Origin of the sequence: Hyphobacterium sp., from assembly GCF_043584775.1 — a bacterium.
Taxonomy (GTDB): domain Bacteria; phylum Pseudomonadota; class Alphaproteobacteria; order Caulobacterales; family Maricaulaceae; genus Hyphobacterium.
Genome location: NZ_CP121327.1, coordinates 297,699 through 323,608 on the forward strand (window position 1 = coordinate 297,699; position 25,910 = coordinate 323,608).

At 59.4% G+C, this 25,910-nt stretch carries 21 protein-coding genes; 16 read left to right on the plus strand and 5 right to left on the minus strand.

Annotated features, from left to right (window positions below):
• Window positions 1–22: 22 nt before the first annotated feature.
• Together P0D52_RS01435 and P0D52_RS01440 are read left to right on the plus strand one after the other, a co-directional pair.
• A complete protein-coding gene (locus tag P0D52_RS01435; RefSeq protein WP_394693667.1) occupies window positions 23–838 on the plus strand; it encodes a hypothetical protein in 816 nt (271 codons plus the stop codon).
• Window positions 839–908: 70 nt separating this feature from the next.
• Window positions 909–1,688 carry a hypothetical protein gene (locus P0D52_RS01440; RefSeq protein WP_394693668.1) on the plus strand — a complete coding sequence of 260 codons (780 nt, stop codon included), beginning with the start codon at window positions 909–911 and terminating at the stop codon, window positions 1,686–1,688.
• A gap of 48 nt (window positions 1,689–1,736) precedes the next feature.
• On the opposite strand, the gene P0D52_RS01445 is transcribed toward P0D52_RS01440, so the two are convergent.
• Window positions 1,737–2,930, minus strand: a complete 1,194-nt coding sequence (locus P0D52_RS01445) for an acyl-CoA dehydrogenase (protein ID WP_394693669.1) — start codon at window positions 2,928–2,930, stop codon at window positions 1,737–1,739.
• A gap of 125 nt (window positions 2,931–3,055) precedes the next feature.
• On the opposite strand from P0D52_RS01445, the gene P0D52_RS01450 reads away from it, so the two are divergent.
• From P0D52_RS01450 to P0D52_RS01495, 10 genes are all read left to right on the plus strand, one after another.
• The gene (locus P0D52_RS01450; RefSeq protein ID WP_394693670.1) at window positions 3,056–4,516 is read left to right on the plus strand and encodes a sodium/proline symporter; all 1,461 of its coding nucleotides are present in this window, start codon (window positions 3,056–3,058) and stop codon (window positions 4,514–4,516) included.
• Between the two features lie 36 nt (window positions 4,517–4,552).
• The gene (locus P0D52_RS01455) at window positions 4,553–4,957 is read left to right on the plus strand and encodes a Fur family transcriptional regulator (RefSeq protein WP_394693671.1); all 405 of its coding nucleotides are present in this window, start codon (window positions 4,553–4,555) and stop codon (window positions 4,955–4,957) included.
• Between the two features lie 109 nt (window positions 4,958–5,066).
• Complete coding sequence (locus tag P0D52_RS01460) at window positions 5,067–5,486, plus strand: rubrerythrin family protein (protein ID WP_394693672.1); 420 nt, start codon at window positions 5,067–5,069, stop codon at window positions 5,484–5,486.
• A 92-nt stretch (window positions 5,487–5,578) separates the two neighbouring features.
• Window positions 5,579–6,934, plus strand: a complete 1,356-nt coding sequence (locus P0D52_RS01465) for a (Fe-S)-binding protein (protein ID WP_394693673.1) — start codon at window positions 5,579–5,581, stop codon at window positions 6,932–6,934.
• 12 nt (window positions 6,935–6,946) lie between these two features.
• Window positions 6,947–7,564 carry a DUF3501 family protein gene (locus tag P0D52_RS01470; protein ID WP_394693674.1) on the plus strand — a complete coding sequence of 206 codons (618 nt, stop codon included), beginning with the start codon at window positions 6,947–6,949 and terminating at the stop codon, window positions 7,562–7,564.
• A gap of 90 nt (window positions 7,565–7,654) precedes the next feature.
• Window positions 7,655–9,931 (plus strand): bifunctional salicylyl-CoA 5-hydroxylase/oxidoreductase, encoded by a 2,277-nt coding sequence (locus P0D52_RS01475; protein ID WP_394693675.1) that lies wholly within the window; start codon window positions 7,655–7,657, stop codon window positions 9,929–9,931.
• Window positions 9,928–10,737: an enoyl-CoA hydratase family protein gene (locus P0D52_RS01480; RefSeq protein ID WP_394693676.1), complete on the plus strand. Its 810-nt coding sequence runs from the start codon at window positions 9,928–9,930 to the stop codon at window positions 10,735–10,737. Before P0D52_RS01475 ends, P0D52_RS01480 begins: the two co-directional genes overlap by 4 nt.
• Before the next feature lies 1 nt (window position 10,738).
• Window positions 10,739–11,911, plus strand: coding sequence for an acyl-CoA dehydrogenase family protein (locus tag P0D52_RS01485; RefSeq protein ID WP_394693677.1), 1,173 nt, complete (start codon window positions 10,739–10,741; stop codon window positions 11,909–11,911).
• Window positions 11,908–12,300, plus strand: coding sequence for a RidA family protein (locus P0D52_RS01490; protein ID WP_394693678.1), 393 nt, complete (start codon window positions 11,908–11,910; stop codon window positions 12,298–12,300). The genes P0D52_RS01485 and P0D52_RS01490 overlap by 4 nt, the downstream gene beginning before the upstream one ends.
• A gap of 4 nt (window positions 12,301–12,304) precedes the next feature.
• Complete coding sequence (locus P0D52_RS01495) at window positions 12,305–12,550, plus strand: hypothetical protein (protein ID WP_394693679.1); 246 nt, start codon at window positions 12,305–12,307, stop codon at window positions 12,548–12,550.
• Here P0D52_RS01495 and P0D52_RS01500 read toward each other — a convergent pair.
• Window positions 12,547–13,743: a 3-oxoadipyl-CoA thiolase gene (locus P0D52_RS01500; RefSeq protein WP_394693680.1), complete on the minus strand. Its 1,197-nt coding sequence runs from the start codon at window positions 13,741–13,743 to the stop codon at window positions 12,547–12,549. The two genes, P0D52_RS01495 and P0D52_RS01500, sit on opposite strands and share 4 nt — an antisense overlap.
• Before the next feature lie 95 nt (window positions 13,744–13,838).
• On the opposite strand from P0D52_RS01500, the gene P0D52_RS01505 reads away from it, so the two are divergent.
• The gene (locus P0D52_RS01505; protein WP_394694811.1) at window positions 13,839–15,443 is read left to right on the plus strand and encodes an AMP-binding protein; all 1,605 of its coding nucleotides are present in this window, start codon (window positions 13,839–13,841) and stop codon (window positions 15,441–15,443) included.
• Here the strand turns inward: P0D52_RS01505 and P0D52_RS01510 are convergent.
• The 3 genes from P0D52_RS01510 to P0D52_RS01520 all read right to left on the minus strand — a co-directional run bounded on the left by P0D52_RS01510 (window position 15,440) and on the right by P0D52_RS01520 (window position 21,629).
• Complete coding sequence (locus P0D52_RS01510) at window positions 15,440–19,366, minus strand: translocation/assembly module TamB domain-containing protein (protein WP_394693681.1); 3,927 nt, start codon at window positions 19,364–19,366, stop codon at window positions 15,440–15,442. The genes P0D52_RS01505 and P0D52_RS01510 overlap by 4 nt on opposite strands.
• Window positions 19,363–21,075, minus strand: a complete 1,713-nt coding sequence (locus tag P0D52_RS01515; protein ID WP_394693682.1) for an autotransporter assembly complex family protein — start codon at window positions 21,073–21,075, stop codon at window positions 19,363–19,365. The genes P0D52_RS01510 and P0D52_RS01515 overlap by 4 nt, the downstream gene beginning before the upstream one ends.
• 227 nt (window positions 21,076–21,302) lie before the next feature.
• Window positions 21,303–21,629 (minus strand): UrcA family protein, encoded by a 327-nt coding sequence (locus tag P0D52_RS01520; RefSeq protein ID WP_394693683.1) that lies wholly within the window; start codon window positions 21,627–21,629, stop codon window positions 21,303–21,305.
• Window positions 21,630–21,946: 317 nt separating this feature from the next.
• Between P0D52_RS01520 and P0D52_RS01525 the strand changes: the two genes are divergently transcribed.
• The 3 genes from P0D52_RS01525 (at window position 21,947) to P0D52_RS01535 (ending at window position 25,817) form a co-directional block, all read left to right on the plus strand.
• Complete coding sequence (locus P0D52_RS01525) at window positions 21,947–23,323, plus strand: spinster family MFS transporter (protein ID WP_394693684.1); 1,377 nt, start codon at window positions 21,947–21,949, stop codon at window positions 23,321–23,323.
• The gene (locus tag P0D52_RS01530) at window positions 23,320–23,856 is read left to right on the plus strand and encodes a DsrE family protein (protein WP_394693685.1); all 537 of its coding nucleotides are present in this window, start codon (window positions 23,320–23,322) and stop codon (window positions 23,854–23,856) included. Before P0D52_RS01525 ends, P0D52_RS01530 begins: the two co-directional genes overlap by 4 nt.
• A gap of 83 nt (window positions 23,857–23,939) precedes the next feature.
• Window positions 23,940–25,817 (plus strand): polysaccharide biosynthesis protein, encoded by a 1,878-nt coding sequence (locus P0D52_RS01535; RefSeq protein ID WP_394693686.1) that lies wholly within the window; start codon window positions 23,940–23,942, stop codon window positions 25,815–25,817.
• Window positions 25,818–25,910 lie beyond the last annotated feature (93 nt).

A 25,910-nucleotide genomic window follows, 5' to 3' on the forward strand; every position in this document is an offset into this window, starting at 1 on the left:
CAACAATCCCGGGGAGGGGAATATGGCGGATACAACAGACACACCGACACCAGAAGGCGGCAAGATTCCGCTTGATGTCGGCCGGATGCTCTCTCAAAGCTTCAGCATCTATTTCAAGAACCTGCCGCTTTTTTTCCTGATTGTCTTCATTCCAACTCTGCTTTTCGAATTCTTCTACAATCGTTTGATTTCCAGCAGTCTCGAGAACGACCCGAACAATATCGGCGCCATGCTGCTATCCGGTCTCGTGTCCCTCATCCTCTATCTGGTGTTGATGGTTCTGGCGCAGGCGGTGATTGTGCGCATGGCCGTGAGCGTGCAGGTTGGTCAGGGAACAGCGGTGGGCAAAGCGATCAGCGCGGCACTGGCCGGGTTTTTTCCCATTCTGATTCTCGGCATTCTGGTCGGGATCATGTCGGGCATTGGTTTTCTTTTGCTGATTGTTCCGGGCCTCTACATCATGGCGATGTTCTATGTGATGGTTCCGACCATCGTGTTCGAAAATGCCGGTTTCGGGGCTTTCGAGCGGAGCCTGAAGCTGACCGAAAATTATCGTTGGGCGATTGTGGGAACGGTCGTTGTTCTCGCCATCATTATCTGGATCGTCGCTGCGATCGGCGGTGCCATACTGATCGGCGCCTTTATGGCGACCGGAGGTGGTGACGTCTTCCTGCAGGACGCAACTCCCTCCTATCCGATCTGGTACAGCGTCGTGAATGCAGCCGTGTCCTCACTTGCAGCTCCACTGTCTCTGATTGCCAGCGGCGTGGTCTATGCGCGTCTGAAGGAGATCAAGGAAGGCGGGCAGGCCGCGGACCTTCTGAAAGTCTTCGAGTAAGCGTGACCGGGCCCCGCTGTTTTCACCCTGAAACCGGGGCCCAACGCCGGTGACGGACGCTGCGCCGCCTATGGTTCCGGCACGTCCGTCGCTGAACGTTATTGATATCGTTACATCGACTTTCAGCGTCTACTGGCGTGGGCTCTTTTATTTCCTGCCGGCCATATTGCTGTTTACGGTCGCCTTCGAGGCGGTCAGCGCCGAGATATCAGGCGTTATTGCACGTTCACTGACGCCGACGATCTGGCTCAATCTGGCCCTGAGTTTCGGTGAAGCGATGGTCAATCTGCTGTATGGCCTCTGCGTCCAGGCACTGGTCGTATTGCCTGCCATTCATCTTTTCCGGGATGGCCGAATAGGTGTTTTGCGATCCACCCGGCGATTATTGCTGTTGCTGGCGCCAATGGTTGCGCTCTGTCTGATCATTCCTGTTGTGACGATGCTCGGATTTATCCTGCTGTTTGTTCCCGGGGTGATCATTTCGCTGATGTTGTTCGTGGCCATGCCGGTATTGCTTGATGAGCAGGTTGGACTTCGCGCTATACCCCGGAGCATGAATCTGACGCGGGATTATCGCTGGGCCCTTTTAGGCCTCTCGATTCTCACGACGCTGATTGTTTTCATACTGGCTTTTCTGGCATCGTTTATCATGACGCCCGGCGCGCTGTGGCTCGACTCGTTGGAAATCGGCAATCCGGCAATTCGGGGCCTGCTCCGCGTGAGCGTGACGGCGTTCGGTTTGGCCATCATAGCCCCGGTTGGCGGTATCAGCGCGGCGATCGCCTATGTGCGTCTCAAGGAGATCAAGGAAGGCGGCGCATCGGAAACGCTTCGCAAGGTTTTTGAATAAAAAAGGGCGGCTCGCAAGCCGCCCTTTATTCATCCGGCATCCGGTAGATCAGGCAAAAGCCTGAATGCCGGTCTGGGCGCGCCCGAGGATGAGGGCGTGAATATCGTGTGTGCCCTCATAGGTGTTCACGGTTTCCAGATTCACCGCATGGCGCAGCACATGATATTCCTCGGCGATGCCATTGCCGCCGTGAATGTCGCGGGCCTCGCGGGCAATGGCGAGTGCCTTGCCGCAATTATTCCGCTTCATCAGCGAGATGGTTTCCGGGATCCAGGCGCCTTCATCAAGCTGACGCCCGAGCCGCCAGGCCCCCATCAGGCCGAGCGAGATTTCGGTCTGCATGTCAGCGAGCTTTTTCTGGACCAGCTGCGTGCCGGCAATCGGCTTGCCGAAGACGACACGCTCCAGCGCATATTCGCGGGCGGCATGCCAGCAGAAGGTGGCGGCGCCCATCGCACCCCAGGCAATGCCGTAGCGCGCCTTGTTGAGGCAGGAGAAGGGTCCGCGCAGGCCCTTCACATTCGGCATCAGCGCGTCTTCGCCGACCTTGCAATCGCTCAGCGTGATCGAGCCGGTGATGGAGGCGCGCAGGCTCATCTTGCCCTCGATCTTCGGCGTTTCGAAACCGGGCGTGCCGCGCTCGACGATGAAGCCGCGGATCGCGCCATCCAGCTTGGCCCAGACCACGGCGAGATCCGCGATCGGCGAATTCGTGATCCACATCTTCGAGCCATTGAGGATGTAGCCATCGGCGACTTTGGTCGCCGTGGTGCGCATGGCACCCGGATCCGACCCGCCGTCCGGCTCGGTCAGACCAAAACAACCCACCCATTCGCCGGTTGCGAGCCTGGGTAGATATTTCTGCTTCTGCTCCTCGGAACCGAACGCATAGATCGGATACATGACGAGTGAGGACTGGACGCTCATCGCGGAGCGATAGCCGGAGTCCACTTTTTCCACTTCATGCGCGATCAGGCCGTAGGCGACATGGTTCAGGCCGGCCCCGCCATATTCTTCCGGCAGGGTCGCGCCGAGGAGGCCCAGCTCGCCCATCTCCGTCATGATGTTGCGGTCGAAACTTTCCTCGCGCGCCGCAGCGATGACACGTGGCATCAGCTTTTCCTGCGCATAGCCGCGCGCGGTTTCCTGAACCATGCGCTCTTCTTCGGACAAGAGGCCGGTCAGATCGAGCGGGTCTTCCCAGTTGAAGTTTTTGGCGTCGACATTGGTGTGGCTATTCATGACGGTCGTCCTGTAATCGGTCGGAATGTTGGGTGTCTGATGACATTTTAGCGCGCAGGCGTCTATTGGCGAGGGCACTATTCGCATCGGAATTGCCGGGCTAGGGTCGATGCAGGGGAGATGTCATGGACACCAATACGCTGATCATTATCGCGACGCTCATCGTCTACAAGCTGGCGCTGATCGGCATTGGCCTCTGGGCCTCCCGCCGCAACAAAACCGAGGATGATTTCTTCCTCGGCGGGCGCGGGCTGGGCGCCTGGGTGGCGGGGCTCTCCTATGCCGCGTCCACCTCCTCGGCCTGGGTGCTGCTTGGATTTACCGGCTTTGTGTATGCCAATGGCCTGAGTGCGCTCTGGATGGTGCCGGGCATATTGGGCGGCTATGTCGTTGTCTGGCAGGTCTTTGGCAAACGGTTGCGCGAGGAAACCGCCACACGCGGTCATGTCACGCTCACCGATTTCATGACGGCTGAAGCTGGTCGCGGAATGAAGACGATGATCGCCATGACCAGCGCTGTGCTGATCATTTTCTGCTTCATCTTCTATATCGCCGCCCAGTTCGGCGCGGCCGGGGCGGCCTTTGAAACCCAGCTCAATCTGCCGCATGTCGAAAGCCTTCTGATCGGCGCGCTTGTTATCCTGATCTATGCGCTGCTGGGCGGGTTCTGGGCGGTCAGCGTGACCGATATGCTGCAGGGCGGGCTCATGGCACTGGTTGCCATTCTTCTGCCGGCCGCGGCCCTGATCGCAGCGGGCGGGCCCGGCGGGGTGTGGGAGACCCTTAATGCCTCAGCGCCCGAAGGCTATCTGTCCTGGACGGGACCACATGCGGGGTTCATTTTTATCGGCTTCGTTCTCGGTATCGCTGCCATTGGACTCGGCCCGTTTGGGCAGCCGCATCTGATCGCGCGGCTGATGGCCGTGAAGGACGAGAAATCCCGCCAACAGGGATTCCGGATCGCGATGGGCTGGGCGGTGATCGTCTATACCGGCATGATCACGCTGGCCCTGTCCGGCCGGGCGCTGACCGGCGGCGCGGCGGATGGCGAAAGCCTGCTTTATCTGCTCGCTGGCGACCTTTTCCCTGCGATGATCGCCGGGTTGATCATTGCTGCCGTCCTGTCGGCCGTGATGTCGACCGTGGATTCGCTCCTGATCGCCACTTCGGCTGCTGTCGCGCATGATATGGGGGTGGCGCGCCGATTTCCCGGAAAGGAAGTTCTGATTTCGCGCATTGTGATGGCGGTGCTGGTGGCTCTGGCCGTGGCACTGGCGCTCGCTTTGCCTGCCACCATTTTCAGCCGGGTTTTGTTCGCCTGGTCGGCGCTCGGCGCGGCATTTGGTCCGGTCGTCCTGGTCCGGGTATTCCGGCGAGAGTCGGCGGGATGGGCCATTCTGGCCGCAATCCTGTCCGGCTTTGCCATGACTGTGTTTTTCTATCTGGCCGGTCAAATCGGCGGGGACAGCTGGGCGGGATCACTGGCGCGCCTGCCCGGCGATCCGTTCGAGCGGATCGTGCCGTGGGTATTGCCCCTCATTCTTTTGATCGCTGCCTCGCGACCTTCGACATCGTCAAAGGCGTGAGTTGCGAGCAATTCGCGATTGACCTAAACAAGGCCCATGACTGATCCCGTTGCCCTCCTTGAATCCGCCGGCCTGCGCGTCACACGGCCGCGCGTGCAGATTGCCCGCCTGTTGTTTGCCGATGGCCGGGACCGGCATGTCACGGCGGAACAGATTCACGGGCAGTTGTCGCGGAATGGTGCGCCGATGGCGCTGGCGACGGTTTATAATACGCTCGGGCATTTTGTGTCGGCAGGTCTGTTGCGGCCGATTGCGGCCCGGGGATCAGACGCGACCCGGTTCGATACCAATACCAGTTCCCATCATCATTTCCTGAACGAGACGACGGGTGAACTGACGGATATTCCGGAAGGCGCCATCCCGTTGAACCTTCTGCCGCAACCGGTGGATGGCAGCGAGATCGTTGCCTGCGAGCTGGTGATCCGCACCCGCTCCAAATGAGAATAATTCTCATTTTTTAGAACGATTCTAAAATGTTGACTTCGCCTGTCGCGCGATTAGGTTCGTCCTCATATTCACGCCGGATGTCCGGCTCAATGGGAGGAAGATAATGTCGCTCAAGGGTTCGAAAACCGAAGAAAATCTGAAGGAAGCGTTTGCCGGTGAAAGCCAGGCGAACCGCCGCTATCTGTATTTCGCGCAAAAAGCCGACATTGAAGGCTATAACGATGTGGCATCGGTTTTCCGTTCCACCGCCGAAGGTGAAACCGGCCACGCGCACGGTCACCTCGAATACCTCGAGGAAGTCGGCGATCCGGCGACGGGCGAGCCGATCGGTAATACCGAAGCCAATCTGAAATCGGCCATCGCCGGCGAAACCCACGAATACACGGATATGTATCCGGGCATGGCGCGCACCGCTCGCGAAGAAGGCTTTGACGAGATTGCCGACTGGTTCGAAACGCTGGCCAAGGCCGAGCGCTCTCACGCCGGCAAGTTCCAGAAGACACTGGACGAAATGGCGGGCTAGAGCCTTTCGTTGCAGATGACTTTTTGCGCCCGGGCTGGCCATAAGGCGGGCTCGGGCGTTTCTGTTACGGCAGGCCCGGGGGAGGCAATATCATGAGTGACACACCGACACAGCCGCGCGAAGGTTCGCTCGATGCGCCGATGCGCCATCCGATCGACTGGCAGAATCCCGATTATTATGACGAGGAAAAGTTTGACGAGGAATTCCGCCGTCAGGCCGAAGTCTGCCATTCCTGCCGCCGCTGCTTCAATCTGTGTGACAGCTTCCCGACCCTGTTTGACGCGGTGGATGAAAGCGAGAATTTCTCTGTCGATGATCTGACCAAAAAAGACATAAAGGCCACGGTCGATGGCTGCACGCTGTGCGATATGTGCTTCCTGACCAAATGCCCCTATGTCCCGCCGCACGAATTCAACATCGACTTTCCGCATCTGATGCTGCGCTACCGCGCCATCCAGCAGAAAAAGGGCGAGATTCCCTTTGCCGACAATCAGCTGGTCAAGACCGACCGCAATGGCACGCTGGCCCGGCCTGTGGCCGGCGTGATCAACTGGGCGACAGACAAGAAGAACTCGGGCGTTCGAACGCTGATCAATACGCTCGGAGATATCAGTCCGGATGCCGAACTGCCGAAATTCAATACCCGCACGCTGACCAGCCGGGCGAAAGCCAAGCGCGAGATAAACGCCGACGCGCCCGCTTATGGCAAGCGCAAGGTCGCCGTCTATGCGACCTGTTTCGGCGAATACAACAAGCCGGAGATCGGCGAGGCCACGCTGCATGTATTGGCCAAAAACAGGATTGATGCCGAGGTGGTCTATCCGGGATGCTGCGGCATGCCGGAGCTGGAACAGGGCAATCTCGACAAGGTTGCCGCCAATGCCCGAAAAGTCGCCAAGGCGCTGCGCCCGCTGGTCGATGACGGTTATACCATTATGGGTCTGGTGCCGTCCTGCTCGTTGATGCTGAAATTCGAATGGCCACTCATCCTGCCGGATGATGAAGACGTGAAAGCGTTGTCGGCCGCGACTATGGATTTTGACCAGCTGGTCGTGGATATCGCCAGGAATGAGGGGCTGGCCGAGGGCCTGAAGCCGCTCAAGGGGGGCATCACGCTTCACCTGTCCTGTCACTCCCGCGCCCAGAATATCGGGCAGAAATCGACAGAGCTATTGAAGATGATCCCGAACACGGAGGTGAATGTCATCGAGCGGTGCTCCGGGCATGGCGGAACGTGGGGCATCAAGAAGGCCAATCACGACACGGCCATCAAGGTCGGGACGCCGGTCTTCCGCAAGGCGCTGGAGCACCACAATACATTTGTTTCCTCGACCTGCCCCTTGTCCTGCGATCACATCAAGACAGGTATCAATGCCATCCAGTCTGAATCCGCTCCGGCCCGGACCTGGCACCCGATTGAAATTTTTGCGAAAGCCTACGGACTTTAAAGGACCAGTTTTATGGGAAATGTCGTCAATCTCTCCGAAGCCCGGCACAAGACCGAGGTCAAGGCCACGGACCTGATGGACCTTGCCGAATACGGGAAGGTTCGAAAGCAGAAGCGCGCCGAGCTGGTGCCGCTCAAGAAGGCACGCCGCGTGCCGATCGGTCCGCATGCGACTTTCTATTTCGAGAGTTATGAGACGATGTGGCTCCAGATCCACGAAATGCTTTTCATCGAGAAGGGCGGACCCGAACAGATTCCTGACGAGCTGAACGCGTACAATCCGCTTATCCCGAAAGGCCGGGACTTGTCGGCGACCCTGATGTTCGAGATCGATGATGAGAAGCTGCGGAAAAGCGTGCTCGGGCGACTGGGCGGTGTGGAGGAAACCATTTTCCTCAAATTCGGCGATCACGAAATTCAGGCGCGCGCCGAAACCGATGTCGACCGGACCACGGCTGACGGCAAAGCGTCGTCCGTGCAATTCATTCATTTCGACTTCAGCGATGAGCAGGCGGCGGTTTTCAAGAATTTCGATGGCGATGTGATGCTTGGCATTCGCCATGAAAACTACCCCCACATGACCTTGTTGTCGGCTGAGACCAAGGCGACGCTGGCTGCCGATCTCGTCTAGCGTTGCCGGCGGCTAAAACCAGTTCAGACCTCCCCATTTTCCGCGTTGTGTGATTGTCTGACGCGGACACATTCGGGGAGGCCTTTTCATATGAAAATCGCATGCATCGGTGGCGGCCCGGCAGGCCTTTATTTTGCGATCGCGATGAAGCTTCGCGACCCCCATTGCGAAATCGATATCTATGAGCGCAACAAGGCGGGCGATACGTTTGGCTGGGGCGTGGTTTTCTCTGACCAGACCATGGCCAATCTCGCGGCGACTGATCCGCAAAGCGCGCAACTGATCGCCGACTCTCTGGCCCATTGGGACGATATCGATGTCCATTTCAAGGGCACGGTGGAAAGTTCGGGCGGGCACGGCTTTTGCGGAATTGGCCGCAAACGTCTTCTGGCCATCCTTCAGGACCGTGCGGCCGCGCTGGGCGTCAATCTGCATTTCGAGGTCGAAACGGACCCGGCCAACCTGCCCGATGCGGATCTGGTGATTGCGGCTGACGGCATCAATTCGCGCATCCGCGAGCAGTATGCAGATGTTTTCAAGCCGGACATTGATGTGCGGGCCAACAAGTTTGTCTGGCTGGGCACGCACAAGGTATTCGACGCCTTTACCTTTGCCTTCAAGGAGACCCCGCACGGCTGGGTCTGGGCGCATGCCTACCGGTTCGACAATGACCTCTCGACCTTCATCGTCGAGTGTTCCGAGGAGACCTGGCGGGGTCTTGGTTTTGACCAGATGGATCAGGACGAAACCTGCCGCGCATGCGAGGCATTATTCGCCGACCAGCTCGACGGTCATGCGCTGATGAGCAATGCCCGGCATTTGCGGGGCTCGGCCTGGCTGAATTTCCGTCGGGTATTATGTGAAAACTGGACGCACAAGAATATCATTCTCCTGGGCGACGCCGCTCATACGGCGCACTTTTCCATCGGGTCCGGTACCAAGCTGGCCTTTGAAGACGCGATCATGCTGGCCGAGGTTCTGACCTCGAAGACCCAGCCCATCGAGGAAGGCCTGAAGGAGTATCAGGACGTCCGGACGATCGAGGTTCTGAAACTCCAGTCTGCGGCGCGAAACTCCACGGAATGGTTTGAAACGCTGGACCGCTATCTCGACTTTGAACCCAAGCAATTTGCTTATTCGCTTCTCACCCGTTCGCAGCGGATCAGCCATGACAACCTGCGGGAGCGGGACGAGAAATGGATGGCGGAGATGGAAGGATGGTTTGCCGGCCAGCACGGGGTGTCGGTTCGCCCGCCCATGTTCGTGCCGTATTCGCTGCGGGGTATGGAGCTTAAAAACCGTGTCGTCGTATCGCCCATGTGCATGTATTCCAGTGATGACGGGCTGATCAATGATTTCCACTTCGTCCATTACGGCTCACGCGCCATGGGTGGTGCGGGGCTGATTTATACCGAGATGACCAATGTGGCCGCAGATGCCCGGATTTCTCCGGGGTGTGCCGGTATCTATACGGACGAACATGTCGCTGCGTGGAAACGCGTTGTCGATCACGTGCATGCGAATAATGCGAAAATGGCGATCCAGATCGGTCATGCCGGTCGAAAGGGTGCGACCAAGCTCTCCTGGGAAGGCAATAACGAGCCGCTGGAGGCGGGGGGCTGGGAGCTGATCGGTCCGTCGCCGATTCCCTGGTCAGAGAAGAACCAAGTCCCGCGCGAGATGACGCGGGAAGATATGGACCGGGTGAAGGATCAGTTTGTGATGGCCACGAAGCGGGCGCTTGAGGCCGGATTCGATATGGTCGAAATGCACGGTGCGCATGGCTATCTTTTCTCCTCTTTCATCACGCCGGTCTCCAATCAGCGAACGGATGAATATGGTGGCAGTCTGGAAAACCGTTTGCGCTTTCCATTGGAAGTCTTCACTGCGATGCGGGCTGTCTGGCCCGCCGACCGGCCTATGGCCGTGCGCCTGTCGGCGACAGACTGGGTGGGTGAAGGCGGCATTACGCCGGATGATACGGTGCTGGTGGCAGAGGCCTTTGCCAAGGTCGGGGCGGATCTGATCGATGTGTCTGCCGGACAGACAACGCCGGCGGGCGAGCCCGTTTACGGCCGCATGTTCCAGACGCCGTTCTCCGACCAGATCCGCAATACGCTGCATTGCTCCACCATGGCGGTGGGTAATATCTACGAAGTCGATCACGTCAATTCGATCCTCGCCGCTGGCCGGGCGGATCTGGTGGCACTTGCGCGGCCGCATCTGGCCGATCCCTACTGGACACTGCGCGCCGCAGCGGAGCTGGGCTATCGTGATGCGGGTGTGCCCAACCAGTATATTGCCGGTCATGTTCAGCTGAAACGCAATCTGGAGAAAGCGGCCCTGATGCAGGAGTTCAAGGCATGAATTTTACAACTCACACGCGCGAACATTTTCTCTGGGCGCTTGAAGGGGGTGTCGGCACGGTCACGCTGAACCGCCCCGACAAGAAGAACCCGCTGACCTTTGAAAGCTATGCCGAGCTGCGCGATTTCTTTCGGGCACTGGTTTATGCGCCCGAGGTGAAAGCGATTATCCTGACCGGCGCCGGTGGGAATTTCTGTTCTGGAGGCGATGTGCGCGAAATCATCGGTCCGCTGACCGAAATGGATATGCCGCAACTCCTCGAATTCACCCGTATGACAGGTGATCTGGTAAAGGCCATCCGTGCGTGCCCGCAGCCCGTGATCGCGGCGGTGGACGGCGTTTGTGTCGGCGCCGGGGCCATCCTCGCCATGGCGTCCGATCTGCGGATAGCGACACCAGACGCGAAGACAGCCTTCCTGTTCAATCGCGTCGGGCTGGCCGGTTGCGATATGGGTGCGTGCGCCATCCTGCCTCGCATCATCGGGCAGGGCAGGGCGAGCGAACTCCTCTTTTTTGGCCGCTCGATGAGCGCGGACGAAGGCGAGCGCTGGGGGTTCTGGAATGCGATCGTGTCTGCCGATGACTTGCTGGCCGAAGCCGGCAAATGGGGTGCGCGCATCGCCGCCGGCCCGACCTTCGCAAACGGCATCACCAAGACCCAGCTGAATGCGGAATGGGATATGGGCATTGATCAGGCGATCGAGGCCGAAGCCCAGGCGCAGGCCATCTGCATGCAGACCGAGGATTTCCGCCGCGCCTATCGCGCCTTCATTGCGAAGGAAAAGCCCGTCTTCGAGGGGAATTGAAATGGCGGACAGAAGCTTTCTTGCATGGCCGTTTTTTGAGGACCGGCACCGCGCGCTGGCCGATGCCGCGCGTGACTGGTGTACAGCAGAGATCGGAACCAATGGCTTTGCGGTTCATGCCGATATTGATGAGGACTGCCGCCAGATAGCACGAAAAATGGGATTGGCCGGTTGGCTGAAAAACTGCGTGCCCGCTGCTTATGGCGGGGCAAACGAGACACTCGATGTTCGCTCGCTCTGCCTCATGCGCGAGACGCTGGGCTATCATTCCGGCCTTGCTGATTTTGTTTTTGCCATGCAGGGTTTGGGCTCGGGCACCATCTCGCTGTTCGGGTCCGATGCGCAGAAATCAGAGTGGCTGCCGAAAGTCGCATCCGGCGAAACCCTCGCCGCGTTTGCCCTGACCGAACCGGCGGCGGGGTCGGACGTGGCCTCGCTGGCCCTGAGCGCAGTCCGCGATGGCGAGGATTACGTTCTGAACGGTGAGAAGACCTATATCTCCAATGGCGGGATTGCCGGTTTCTACGTTGTTTTCGCACGCACGGGCGAGGCGGGCGCGCAGGGAATCTCCGCTTTTATCGTTCCGGCAGATACGCCCGGCCTTTCGGTCGCCGAACGCATCGAAGTGATTGCGCCGCATCCGCTGGCGCGCTTGAAGTTTGAAAATTGCCGCATCCCGGCGTCGTCGCTGATCGGCGAGGAGAATGCCGGTTTCAAATACGCGATGGGCACGCTGGATGTCTTTCGTTCCACCGTTGCGGCGGCGGCTCTGGGCTTTGCGCGGCGGGCGATGGATGAAGCGCGTTCACGGGCACAAACGCGCGAATTGTTTGGCGACAAGCTGGCCGATCTGCCGGTCGTGCAGTCGCAGCTCGCCGAGATGGCGATCGATATCGATGCCAGTGCCTTGCTGATCTATCGCGGTGCCTGGATGAAGGATTCCGGCGTTGGCCGGATCTCCCGCGAGGCGGCGATGTCGAAATTCCATGCGACCGAAACCGCTCAGCAGACCATCGATAAAGCGGTCCAGATTTTCGGCGGGCTGGGCGTGACAAAAGGTTCGGTGCCCGAAGCGCTCTATCGCGATATTCGTGCGCTTCGGATCTATGAAGGCGCATCGGAAGTGCAAAAGCTGATCATTGCGCGCCACCTCTTGTCGGAGACCGGATCATGAAAGTGCTCAATCCTCCCGGCTGGCCGCGCCCGAAGGGTTATTCCAACGGAATAGTGGCGAAGGGCCGTCAGATATTCGTGGCCGGCCAGATCGGCTGGGATGAGACGGAAACCATTGTCTCGGATGACTTCGCCGATCAGTTCGAACAGGTATTGAAGAACACACTCTCCGTTCTGGCCGAAGCGGATGCCGGGCCGGAGCATGTCGTGCGCATGACCGGCTATATCACCGATCGTCAGGCCTATCTGGAGGCTGGTCCCAAACTGGGTGCAATCTGGAAAAAGCTGATGGGCAAGAACTATCCCGTCATGGCCTTTGTGATTGTCGCCGGACTGATCGAGGAACGCGCGCAGATCGAGATTGAAACCACGGCTGTGGTGGGAGAGTAGAATTATGCCCGAACCGTCTCGATTGGAATTGCAATCCAGCTTTGTTAGAGGGAGCGATGTGCTGCGCGATGGAATGTTTCTGGAAGTTGCCAGTAAGGGCAAAGAGGCCACGCCGCTTTTTGAAATTTTCTACAGCGATGAAACCCATGAAATGAGCTTTATGGCTCTCGCGGATTCTATACCGCTAGACATTGTCGAATTTTCGATCGCCCGCGCGAAACGCAATCTGCCACCAATCGATCGCCGCTAAACTCGCTCCAGCACCATCGCCGCGCCCTGACCGACGCCAACACAAAGGGTGACCAGCGCATAACGTCCGCCCGTTGCTTTCATGCGATGGGCAGCGGTCAGGGCGAGGCGCGCTCCGCTCATGCCAAGCGGGTGACCCAGAGCAATCGCGCCGCCCCAGGCGTTCAGACGCTCATCATCATCGCTGATCTGCCAGCTGCGCGTGCAGGCCAGGACTTGAGCGGCAAAGGCCTCGTTGAGTTCGATCACGTCGATATCGTTCATCGTCAGCCCCGCCTGTGCGAGCGCCTTTGCCGAAGCCGGAACGGGGCCAATGCCCATGGTGCGCGGTGGCACACCGGCGGTGGCATAGGAGACAATCCGGGCCATTGGCTCGACGCCAAGTGCTTCGCCTGTCGCCTTGTCTCCCACGATCAGGGCCGCCGCCCCGTCATTGACGCCGGAGGCATTTCCCGCGGTGACGCTGCCGCTCTTGCGGAAGGCGGCGGGAAGTTTGGCGAGTTTATCCACCGTGACGTCCGGACGCGGATGCTCGTCGGTATCAAAGACAACCGGGTCGCCTTTCCGCTGGGGCAGACTGACCGGTGTGATCTGCGATTGCAGCTGTGAGACAGCAGCGCCTGCCAATCCTTGTGAGCGGGCGGCAAACGCGTCCTGATCGTCTCGGGATATTGCAAATTCCTCTGCGAGGTTTTCAGCGGTTTCGCCCATGGAGTCGACGCCGTAGAGCTGCTCGATTTCCGGATTCACAAACCGCCAGCCTATCGTCGTATCCTCGATTTTCGCCGCGCGCGAAAACCCGGTCTCGGCCTTGGCCATGACGAAGGGCGCGCGCGACATGCTTTCGACGCCGCCAGCGATGGCGGCTTTCACACTGCCAGCCTTGATCCGGAACGCGGCCTGCGCGACGGCTTCCAGACCGCTGGCGCACAGGCGATTGACGGTGACGGCGGGAATCGTGTCGCCCAGTCCGGAGAGCAAAACGGCCATGCGCGCGACATTACGGTTGTCTTCGCCGGCCTGATTGGCGCAACCCAGAACGACTTCTTCCACCACGTCTGGCAATCCGGGATGGCGCTCGGCGAGTGCCCGGATCGGCAAGGCTGCAAGGTCATCTGCCCGTACCGCCGACAGCGAACCGGCATAGCGGCCAATGGGTGTGCGCAGGCCGGTGTAGAGAAAAGCTTCCGTCATAGGGGTATCCTCGTGCACAATAACCGCAATAACAGCGCGGCGATTCATGACCAGACTAAACAGCTGCGCGGCAAATGGGGAGATGTGCCATGCCGATGGAGCCTTCAGGCTATGCGGATGGTTTTGCGCGAGACAGCCTGCCGGATGAATCCGACTGGCCGGACTTCCGGTTTGAAATTCCGTCTGTTCAATATCCAAAACGCCTGAATGCCGCCGCCGAATTGCTGGATGGGGCGATCGAAAAGGGCTGGGGTGACCGGGTGGCCGTCCATTCTGAAGCGCGGAGCCTCACCTACGCCGAGCTCAATGCCGAAGTGAACCGGCTGGCCCATGTGCTGGTAGATGATCTCGGCCTGATCAGCGGCGAGCGAGTTCTGATCCACGGGCCAAATTCCATCGATATGATGGTAGCCTGGTATGGTGTCCTGAAAGCGGGTGGCATTGCGGTGATGACCATGCCGCTGCTGCGTGAACCTGAAATCACAAAAATTGTCCGCAAAGCCAGAATCCGCCTCGCACTATGTGCCGCCCCGCTGAAAGAAGCGGTTGAAAACTCGATGGCGCAGCAATCGGGGCTAAGCCGTATTGCGCTCACGGGCGACGAGGAGGAAATGGCGCGCCTTATGGCCGGCAAGCCGGATGTGTTTGAGGCCTGCGATACGGCAGCTGATGACGTTGCGATGCTGGCCTTCACGTCGGGCACCACGGGAGACCCCAAGGCTTGCGCACATTTCCATCGCAGCATTCTGGCAATGGCCGATACGTTTGGTGCGATGCTCGATCCGCAAGACGGCGACATCTATGCCGGTACGCCGCCCTTCGCCTTCACCTTCGGGCTGGGGGCTTTTGTCGTGTTTCCGGCTCGGGCGGGGATTGCCGTCGCGCTGGCATCGAAGCCGGGCTTTGAGGCGTTGTGCGAGACAATCCAGCGCTTTGGCGTGACGCATACCTTCACCGCCCCGACCGGTTACCGCGCGATGATCGCTATGAAGGATGCTTACGACCTGTCCTCGCTTAAAGGCGGGGTTTCGGCGGGAGAGCATTTGCCGGAGGCCACCTGGCGGGCGTGGAAAGAGGCGACAGGTGTCAGCCTTGTGGACGGAATCGGTGCCACGGAAATGATCCATATCTTCATTTCGGCAACGGGCCGAAAAATCCGCCCGGGCGCGACGGGACAGGCTGTGCCGGGCTATGAGGCGAAAGTCATGGGCGAGGATGGCCAGGCTGTGCCGGATGGTGAAATCGGCAAGCTGGCTGTCCGGGGGCCGACCGGTTGTCTCTATCTCGCGGATGACCGGCAGAAGGTCTATGTCAAGGATGGCTGGAATATAACCGGAGATCTCTACCGCCGCGATCCGGATGGCTATTTCTGGTATGTCAGCCGGGCCGATGATCTGATTGTCGCGTCGGGCTACAACATCGCTGGCCCCGAAGTGGAGCAAGCCCTTCTGATGCATGACGCGGTGGCGGAATGCGCGGTCGTGGGTCAGCCATGCGCAGATCGCGGGACGATTGTCGCCGCCCACATTGTCCTGAAACAGCCGCTTCTGGCGGGCGAGGAGATGGCGAAGGAATTGCAGGATTTCGTCAAATTGACGATTGCGCCTTACAAATATCCGCGCGCCATTCACTTCACCGATGCCCTGCCCAAGACCCAGACCGGGAAAATCCAGCGTTTCCGGCTGAAAACGGGCGACTAGTCGTATTCGGTGCGCCAGCGCAGGGCGATTGAGGCTTCGGTGTCGCCGGTCAGGCGCGAGAGCAGGGTGAAGTCCGGCGTCAGCGTCCATTCCAGCCGGGCAGATGAGAGCGCCGTGCCCCGGCTTTCCAGCTCCAGATAGACATCGTCTGTCAGCTGGCGGCCGCCGGTCACGACGACTTCGCCATTCTCACCTGCGGCAAAGTCCAGACGATCCAGCCCGGCCGCGCGGCGTAATCCGCCGACGATGCCAAACAGGTTCTGTCCGGACAGTTGCGCGGCAATGGTCGCGGTTTCCAGCGGGCTGAGCTGTCCCGAATTCCGGTCAAACAGCAGACGGGCCAGAATTTCGTCCTCCGGCAAGGCCGGTTGGCTGGAAAGCGTCAGTTCCGGTGATGAGACCGGGCCGGAAATTCGTGCCTCGACGGTCAGGCCTTCGCGTTGATGCCGGGCGAGCAGATCGACCTCGGCGCTTCGTACATCGCCTGAGAGGGAGACAATGCCCTCTTCGATACGGAAAGCGCGATTGAGCAGGAAAGCGCGACCGTAAACCAGCACCGCATCGCCATCGATATTGAGCTCAGACGGACTGCCGGTGACGTGCCAATCACCGCGCCATTCGGTCGAGAATGGTTCGCCCGACACAAAAATGCTGTCGTCAGCGCGGATCTGGACATCCAGGGAAACGGGAATTCGCGCGGTCGATTGCCCATTATTGCCTTGTGGGTGATTGACTTCGGTCACGTCGATTTCAGCGAAGGACGGCGCCGAGGCTTCCGGAGGGCGTGCCTCGATACGTTCGATTGTGATGTCGCCCGTTATATCGATGCCCTGCACGGAAATATCTGCGTCTGATTGCCCCGAGACAATGACGGACAGGTCCGGCCGGCGAACGGCGTTGAAGCTGCTGAACTCTGACCGAACGGAGGCCTCCCAGCCATTCTCACCCAGTCCGCCTTCGCCCGAGACGTTCAGTTCGCCGCCGCGTGGCCCGGTCGCCGTGAAGCGCTCGATACGCAAGCGGTTATTCTCCCACATTGCGGTGGCATTCACGTTGTCCACCGAGACACCCAACTCCTCGGAGACATAGCGGCCGTTGGAAAATTGCGTTTCGCCGCGCAATTCTGGACGGAACACATTGCCCGAGATCGCCAGGTCCGCATTCAGTTGACCCGCGAGCTGGCGCGAATCCGGCAAGACGAGCGCGAGCAAGGGTTCGATTGCACCGGCCATTTCGATGCGGCCTGACAGCGGCGCGTTATCTGTGAGCTGGCGGAGGTCTGTGATTATGCCCTCCCGTTGCGCTGTTGCCCGCCCCGACAGATCATCGCCCGTCACTGTCAATGTTATTTCGAGATTGTCGTCCAGCTCTCCCGAGACGGCGATCTCCACCGCGCTGCCAAGACGAATTTCGCGAACCTGAAGCTGGCGCGCGTCGGCCTCTATCGATCCGCTCCAGCGGTTTTCCGAATAGCGAAGACCGAGGTCCGCATTGATCGAACCATCCATCTCCGGCAGATCCGTAGCGGTTGCCAGAATGTTGGCTGGCAAATCGCTGATGCGAAGTTGCAATTGCCCTCCGGCCGTCCAGTTGATCCGGGTTTCGCCGCCACCCGTATTCAGGCGCCCGGTGAGCGACGGAGTCTCTCGGCCAAACCGATAGACAACTGGATCGGTTGTGGAAACCGGAATGCCGGCCCAGTCGGCAGTCAGCTCCGTGGATACCTCTCCGCGGTCAACGACCGTCTGCGCTGTCAGGCTGAACGGATCGCGGAACTCTCCGTCGGCCTGGGTGGTGATCGCGAGCGTGCCGGTGCGATTTGAGGCTGAGACGTCCAGGCGGGTCAGAGTGCCATTCGGCAGGAGCCAGTCGCGCGCATGTAATTCGGCCGAGAATCCTTCTGCCTGACTGTTGGCGCGGCCTTCAAACGTATAGGAATCGATCTGCCCCTGATTGACAACGATATCTATCTCTCCCGGAGTGCGTTCGAGCGTGCCTGTAGCCTGCACCTGTCCATAGTCCGACAGTGTTTCCAGCTGCCAGTCGGCGGTTTGCTGTTCGGGCGCATAGGTGAAGTCGAGACCGACCCGCGGCTCGGAAAGCGATTGCCCGGAGATTTCGAGCCGCGGCGTCGAGATGACCGCTTCGCCCGCCCCGTTAAGGCCCTCACCCTGAGCCTCCATCGCGATCACGGCGCCGCCGCCGATCCTCACGTCGCTGACCGGCAGGTCGGTATTGACCGCTGCATCCAGTGTGGCGGACCAGTTCCGGCTTTCACCCGCCGCCTCACCGCGAAGTGCCACAGCATTGCTATCCAGCGTCAGGCCGTCGATGCGCCAGCTGGAATAATCGCTTTCCAGCCGGGCAGAGGCACTGGCCCCGGTCAGGAGCGTTGCGAGCGTTTCGTCACGCCATTGAATACCACCACCATCGACGTCGGCCTGCAAAATGATGCCATCGCCGGACAGGCTTTGAATGCGCAGGTCCGCATTCGCTTGGCCTGATGCCATATCGGTCAGAGCGCTCATATCGAGCAGGGTCATCCGGGCATCGCCGTTGAGCACGTAGCCGTCGCTGTCGAGCTGAACATCGCCCGTCAGTTCTGCAATGTCGGATGTCAGGCTGAGGGCCTCGAAACGGTAGACGCCATTTTCCTGGCGCGCTTCGACCGTGAGCCCGGCCCAGGGCAATATGGACACAGGTGTACTGCCGGGCAGGCGGAGGTCCGTTGCGGTCAGATCCGCAAATATCGCATTCTGGCCCTCAATCCGCGTGAAGAGCAGCGAACCGCCAAGAGCATCGATTTCAGCCTCTCCCGCCCGTATGGCATTCATATGCAAAACACCGTCGGCGGTGATGCCGGTTGAATAGTCAATCGTTCCGGACCATCGGGCCTGCCCCACCCTCACATTATCACCTGCAAGCGCTTGCCAGACCGGTTGCGAGAGCGCGATATCAGCAGAAACGCGCTGTGGCCCGTCCGGGGTGATATCGAGCTCCCAGCCCCGGCCATCGGCATCGACCCGAACGGGCCGAAGCGGCGACAGTGTGCCTTCTGCCTCGATTTGGGCGCGGGGATCAAAGGGCAAGGCGCGGATAGCCTCCAGAACGCTTCCATCGGCGTCGATGCGGGCCGTCCAGCGACGGGCCTGCCAGTCGAATTCGGCGTCGGCGGCGTTTTGTCCGGCCAGACTGAATGAGAGTTCGCCAGCTCCGGACTCGACTGTTCCGCTGAGGGTGCCGGAGATTTCTGCATCGCGACCGTCGAGCCTCAGCATGGCCCCGATGGGGCCGGAGCCGGCAATGAAGGCCGAGGCCTGCCCGTCAAGGGCGCCTGTTTCCGACCAGATCACTTCGCCGGAAATATGATCGCCAGTGACGTCCGTTCGGGCAATGTCGAGCGCCAGCCGGCCATTCTCGCGGACGCGGCCCTGTCCTTCGACCGAGAAGGTCGCGGCCTCGCCCAATACGTCTTCGCCGAGCAAGAGTTGGGGGAGATTGATCGCGCCAATTCGCAGCGATGGCAGGGATCCGCCGCCACCCAATGATGGTGCCAGAACCGGCCTGCGTGAGACATCCATGCGAGCCGCTTCAATCCTGGCAATATCAATTTCGCCACCCAAGAGCGCCAGCCCGTTCCAATCCACGGCGACATTCTCGAACACCAGAAATACGCCTTCGGTATCGCGAATTGCCAGGCGCTGGATGCGGGGCCGATGCAGGACATTGCCGCTCAATCCGTCAATTTCGAGTGTAAGACCGCGGGCCAGGGCGCGATCATCGCCAAAGTGCATGACGGCCCAGCGGCCAGCTGGCCCTGTCGCGGCCCAGAGCACGCCCAGGACGAGCACGGCTATGACGCCGAACGTGATGATCAAACGGATCAACCAGCGCCGTAGGAGAGGACGTTCGGACAGGATCAAAAGGCTTGTCCTATACTGATATAGACATGGACCGGGTCTTCGCCCGAGCGTCGATCCAAAGGTGTTGCGACATCAAAACGTACCGGCGCGAAATCGAAATAATACCGCAACCCCATGCCGACGCCGGTTCTAAGATTGTCGAATTCCGGCGTGCGGCTGGCACCGGCAAACGCAGTGTCAACAAAGGCGACAGCGCCCCACCGCCCTTCGCCGCGCCAGCGCAATTCGGCATTCAGTTCTGATACGGAAAGGCCGCCCGCCGGCGCGCCGTCCGGGCCGATGGGTGACAGGGACTGGTATTCAAAGCCGCGCGCCGAGCCGCCCCCGCCCGCGTAAAAGCGCTGGTCGGCTGCCAGGTCGATGGCGCTTGCGCCGACAATTGTACCGAGGCGGATGCGGGCGGCGGCAGTGAAATGGTTCGATATCGGATAGTAAGCGCTGGTCCGGATCTCGGTCTGCAGATAGGTGGCATCGGCATCGCCAAAGCTGAATCCCGGATTGACGATCAGCGCAGCCTGAACGCCGGATTGCGGATCGAGCGGATCATCGCGCTGATCCAGTGCGATCGCGGAGGTGAGGCGAAGCGAATGAATGTCCCGCTCGCCCGAGGCGTCGGTCACGCGTGATATATCGACCAGTCCGCCCACACGCACATCCAGATCTTCGCGCAATTCCCGGAACAGTGTGACGCCCGCCGTAAATTCGTTCTGCTGGAAGGCATCCGTATCTTCAGATTTCACACCGGTATTGAGGGACAGGCGCTGATCAATGCGCTGCCAGTAGGGCAGGCTCATTTCCGCTCCCAGCGACTGAACCAGAGATGCCAGCTCGGCCGTGAGCGTCAGTGTTTCGTCACCGCCGAACAGATTGCGCCGCGACCAGGACAGGCTGGTTCCTGCGCCTTCTGTGGTCGACAGGCTGATCGTAGTCTCAATCGCATGGCGGGGCGCTGGTGTCAGGCTGACATCCAATGCGCGGGTCGTCTCGCCATCGGCCATGTCAGCAAGATCGATGCGGGCCTCCCGGACGCTGGATAGCCCTTCAAGGCGGCGTTCAAACGCCTGTATTGCCGAAAGGCGCACCGGCGCCCCTTCTTCCAATGCGGTTAGCCGATGGATGAAGTCCGGCCGCCAGCCTTCGGTCTGAAGCCGCGTTCCGCCATAGCGCGTGAACGGTCCAGGCTCGATCAGAAAGCGGACATCGCCGCTTGTACTGGCATGATCGATGACCACTTCGCGCGGCAGGGTGTCCGCTTCCGGCCACCCGGCATTTTCGAGCGCGGCCTGAGCCTCTGCCTCGGCCGCGAGCACCCATGCGGCGGAGAGGATATTGTCCTCGGGCGGCTCGACAGCCATGCGCGCGGTCATGTCTGCTTCCCGGTTGCCGGTTTCTATCGCGATATTTCGGATCGAGAATGCGGGCCCGGAGTCGATGGTGAGTACGGGCCGGCCATCATCGCCGATTTCAGCATCGATGCTGGCGGCATAATAGCCTTGAGCGCGAAGATAGCGGTCGACCCGATCCTCTGCGGTGCGCAGGTCGCGGCGTATGGCGATTTCGTCTTCCGGATTTGCTTTGCTGGTGCCGAGGATTTCATAAATACCCGCTTCCAGTCCGGCGTTCTCGATGCCTTGCACACGTGCCAGAGGCCCCTCGCCATGAGCTGAAGGTGCCAATGCCAAAAGAGCTATCACTGCCAGTTTGTACATTCGTTTCCCGGATTGGCCGTCGGTTGCAGTTAAACACTTTCAACTGCGGAAGTCGCCGCCGTTCGATGAGCTGCGGTCAGTAAAACGTATGTGTGGCCAGAATTTGATGGAAACGGGCAACGCCTCACAAGAAAACACCCGGCGCGGGGCCGGGTGTTTGTACAAGATATCGAGTTGTACAGATTCAGACGAACCGCTCCATCGGGCGGGCTTACCTGCTGGCGCGGCTATCGGACGCCATTATCGCGCGCGGCCAGTTCAATAGTACCGGAGGCTTGCGTTGCGCGTTCATGCCGGGCCAGAAGATCCGGACTGTCGAATTGTGCGACCACCGCGTCGAGTACCTGAATGTGGCAGGTTTCCAGCTGCGGTTCATCGACCAGGTCTGCGCAATATTCCATTACGGCCGCATCCAGACGCTCGTAGAGCTGAGCGACGCTTTGCGTGTTGTCGAGATCCGACGTTTCCGCAGCGAACTGGAAGATTTCGCCAGCGCTGAAAGCCGGCGCAACCAATGCGCCCGTTGCGGCCAGAGCAAGAAGTGTCTTTTTCATTTTGTTCTCCCCGAATGTGTCAGATTCGTTATTTAACCGTCACGTGTTTGTCACATATTTGTAAACGATTTGAATACGGACTAAAAGCGGATTTTTGTGACAATTGCAGAAAGAGGTTATATCCGATTTATATCAATATATTAGAATGTCGCGGTCGATCATTCTCTGGTGCGCCCGGATGCAGGTAAAGCGGCCTTTCTTGCCCGGAAAATGACAAAGCATCGCTTGGCGACGGAATGATTTGCCTCGGCGGAGGCTTGGTCTAAGGTCCCAAACATAACCACGCTCCGGGAAAGGGGCGGGTCAGGGGAGAGCTGATGACAGATCAAGCGGCGGCGGGGGCAGCGCGCCCGCAGGGTTCGGGCTATGCCAATTACGTCATTCTGGCATTGTTCGTGGTTTACACGTTCAATTTCATCGACCGGCAAATCGTTGCGGTCATGCAGGAGCCGATCAAGGCCCATTTCGACCTTTCGGACTTGCAACTCGGACTGTTGACCGGGCCGGCTTTCGCCTTGCTCTATGCGGTTCTGGGTCTGCCGATCGCCTATCTGGCAGATCGATGGAACCGGGTTTCGATTATCTCCATTGCGCTGGCGGTCTGGAGTGCGTTCACCGCGCTCTTCGGCCTGGTGAATTCCTACTGGATGCTCTTCCTGATGCGGGTCGGTGTCGGGATTGGCGAAGCGGGATGTTCCCCGCCGGCTCACTCCCTGATTTCCGACTATGTCCCACCGCGCAAACGCGCCGGCGCCATGTCCGTCTATTCTCTGGGGATCCCGATCGGATCGGTTCTCGGAATTCTGATTACGGCCATCGTCTATCGCTGGATCGCTGATTATTACGCCGAAAACGGCGCGCCGGAATTCCTCGCCGCCATTGGCGCGGATGTGGCCTGGCGCGTGACCTTTCTTCTGATCGGCATTCCGGGCGTGCTGCTGGCCATTCTTGTCAAACTGACAGTCAAGGAGCCGGTCCGCGGGCGATTTGATGGCGCCGCGCAGGATGGATCGCGGGCCTCGCTTGGTGATGTCGTGCGGGCCTTGTCGAAAAAATCCTCTTTCTGGTACCTGGCGTTCGCGGCTGCCATAGCCTCTCTGGTCGGATATGGCCTGTTTCCCTGGTTGCTCAGCTATTTCATCCGCGAGGCCTTTATCCATGACCCGACGCTGTCGCTTCAAGATGCTTTGGCTAACGCCGCTATTCCCTATTCCTTCGTAATCGGCGGAGGGGGATTTGTCGGGACGCTGGCCGGCGGATATCTGACGGACAGATTTTCGGGCAAATGGCTCGGGGCCTATGTGGCCATTCCCGGCGCGGCACTGCTGATTTCGCTGCCCATCTATTTTGTGTCGCTTTCCATTCCGCCAACCTGGATCGCCTTCCTGTTATTGGGCATCGCCAGTGCATTGGGATCGATGTGGTACGGGCCGGTCTGGGCGGTCGCGCAGAATCTGGTGAAACCGTCCATGCGCGCCATGGCGCCCGCTGTCCTGCTCTTCATCATCAATGTCATCGGTCTGGGCATGGGCCCGCCCGCGGTGGGGGCGCTGAGCGATTATCTGCGCGAGGCCTATGGCGATGCCGCTTTGCGCTATGCCATCCTGACGATTGCCGCGATGATCATTCCTGCGGCAGGGCTGTTCCTGCTGGCATCGCGATCAATTGCGAAGGATTGGGAGGCTGGAGAATGAAATATCCAAAAGCTGTTATGACTAGCCTGATCAGTGGATTATTGCTGGCCGGCGCCTCCCCGATATTCGCTCAAGAGGTCTTTACGACGGGGCCGGTGATCGAGGGCTTCGGGCCGAATGCAGCAATCCCCGGTGCAGAAGCTATTCCGGCCGATGCCGAATTTCACGTGGCGTTCAACACGTCAACGCCAGCGGAGGAAGGCGAGTTGAACCGGACCCTCGTCTCCGCGGCGCGCTTTATCAACATGCATGGCAGAGCGGGCGTGGATCCGGACAATATTCATATCGGGGTCGTGATCCATGGCCGTGCCGTGCGTGATGTCGCGGATGTCGAGGGCGGCCAGTCTGCCGCCAATGCGGAACTCATCGCCGCACTTCTCGCACATAATGTCGATATCTATGTTTGCGGCCAATCAGCGGCCTATTACGAGGTCGCGACAGAAGACCTGCTGCCAGGCGTTACAATGGCACTTTCGGCCATGACCGCACACGCGCAATTACAACAGGCGGGCTATACGCTAAATCCGTTCTGACGGGCTGCAAAAATTCGCGCATGCCAGCGCCACAATCCGTATAAGATGATCTCCTCATTCAATTCGCAGGAGCGGGGGCTCTTTTGCTGACCATAACCACCAAGTTGCTGATTGATGTCCTGATCGCGCTGGGGGCATTCGCGGGCGGCTGGTTTCTCGCATCAGCGAATGGTCTGCCGGCCGGCGGCCTCTGGGCGTGGTTGGCCAACGGTTTTCTCTATGCCGCCCTTATCGCAATCGCCCAATTGCCGGCACGGGTCTACCGGCACTCCTGGCGCTATGTCTCCCCTCCGGATCTGTTGCGCATCGTGCAGGTGGCCCTGTTTGCTACGCTTGGTCTCGCAGCCATTAACTATTTGCTGTTCCGGCAAGCGATGGGTCCGGGAGAGTTTTACGGCTTTACATGGATGCTGGCGACCGGTGGCATGATGCTGGTGAGAACAGCTGTACGGGCGGCCCGCGAACAGCGATTGTCCGAATTACTGTCGCCCTTTCCGGTCAAGCCGATGCATGCGGGCAAACCCCGCATGATCCTGATCGGAACGCCGTCGGACGTCGATGCCACGCTGCGTGAAGTGATCGCCCGCGCGGATTTCGGCTATGAGCCGGTGGGTATTGTCCTGGACGAGGATAGCCTGTCCGGGCAGGGCATACGCGGCATAAGAGTGCTTGGCAGTACAAAGGTGCTGGAGGCTATTGCCGACGCGCAGACAGATGGTAGCGAGAGCGATCTGGCGCTCGTTTTTACCGCGTCACCGACCTCTTTGAAAGGTATTGATCGGGCCGCCATTGCGCGGCTTCGAAAGCGCGACTTCCGGATTTTGACACTGCCGCGAACGGCAGAATTGTCGGAGAGCGATCATCGCCGCTTCCGGTTGCGCAAATTGAAACTGGAAGACTTGTTGTCACGGCCGCAGGTCAATTTGCCAGTGCAACCCCTTCGAGACGGTTTTCGTGGCCGCCGCGTCATGGTGACGGGGGCCGGCGGGACAATCGGCGCTGAACTTTGCCGTCAGGCGGCGGCACTCGGATGTTCCGAACTGGTCATGCTCGATCTCGCAGAGACACCGCTCTTCGATATCGATCGTGAAATTTCGGAACGTTTCACCTCGGTGAAGCGCCGGACCATGCTGCGGGACATTCGCGATGGAGCAGCCATTCGCGAGGCTGTGGAAATGACGCGGCCGGAAGTGATTTTTCATGCTGCAGCGCTCAAACATGTTTCGCTGATGGAGGATCATCCTCGGCAGGCCGTGGAAACCAATGTGCTCGGAACGGCAAATGTTGCGCGGGCCGCGCGCGAATTTGATGTGGCGCAGATGGTACTCATATCGACCGACAAGGCCGTCGAGCCCGTCAATGTCATGGGCGGAGCCAAACGTCTGGCCGAAGCCGTCGTTCACAAAATGGCGGACGAAGCCGAAGGCCTGACGCGGTTTGGCGTCGTCCGGTTTGGCAATGTGCTGGGGTCCAATGGCTCGGTCGTGCCCATTTTCCGCTCGCAGATCGAGGCCGGGGGACCGGTAACAATCACCCATCCGGATATGGAGCGGTATTTCATGACCGTTCCCGAAGCGGTCCAGCTGGTGCTGCATGCGACGCTGGAAGCGGCCAAGAATGGCGGAGATCCGGCGGTCTATGTTCTGGATATGGGCGAGCCCGTCAAAATCATGGACATGGCGCAACGATTGATCGAGCTGTGTGCGCCCGCGGGCATGGAATCCGAGATTGAAATCGAAGTAACCGGTCTTCGGCCGGGTGAGAAGATTCGTGAAGCCCTGATCGATTCTGGCGAAAAGCTGATTTCGGCCATGGACGGGCTGCAAAAAGTGAAGCCGAATGCAGGTAGCCGCTTGGCATGGCCGGAAATTGAAAACCTGATCGAGTTTTCACAAAAACACAGCGCTGTAGAGGTTTCTGACCGTATTCGTTCCGAGGTCGGACGAATTCGTAAAAATTGAAGCTCTAAAATAGACAATCAGAGGCGGTATTTTTGACGGGTAGTGCGTTTACGGACAGTTCAGGTGCACTTGTCAGATTGTTTGAACTTATCT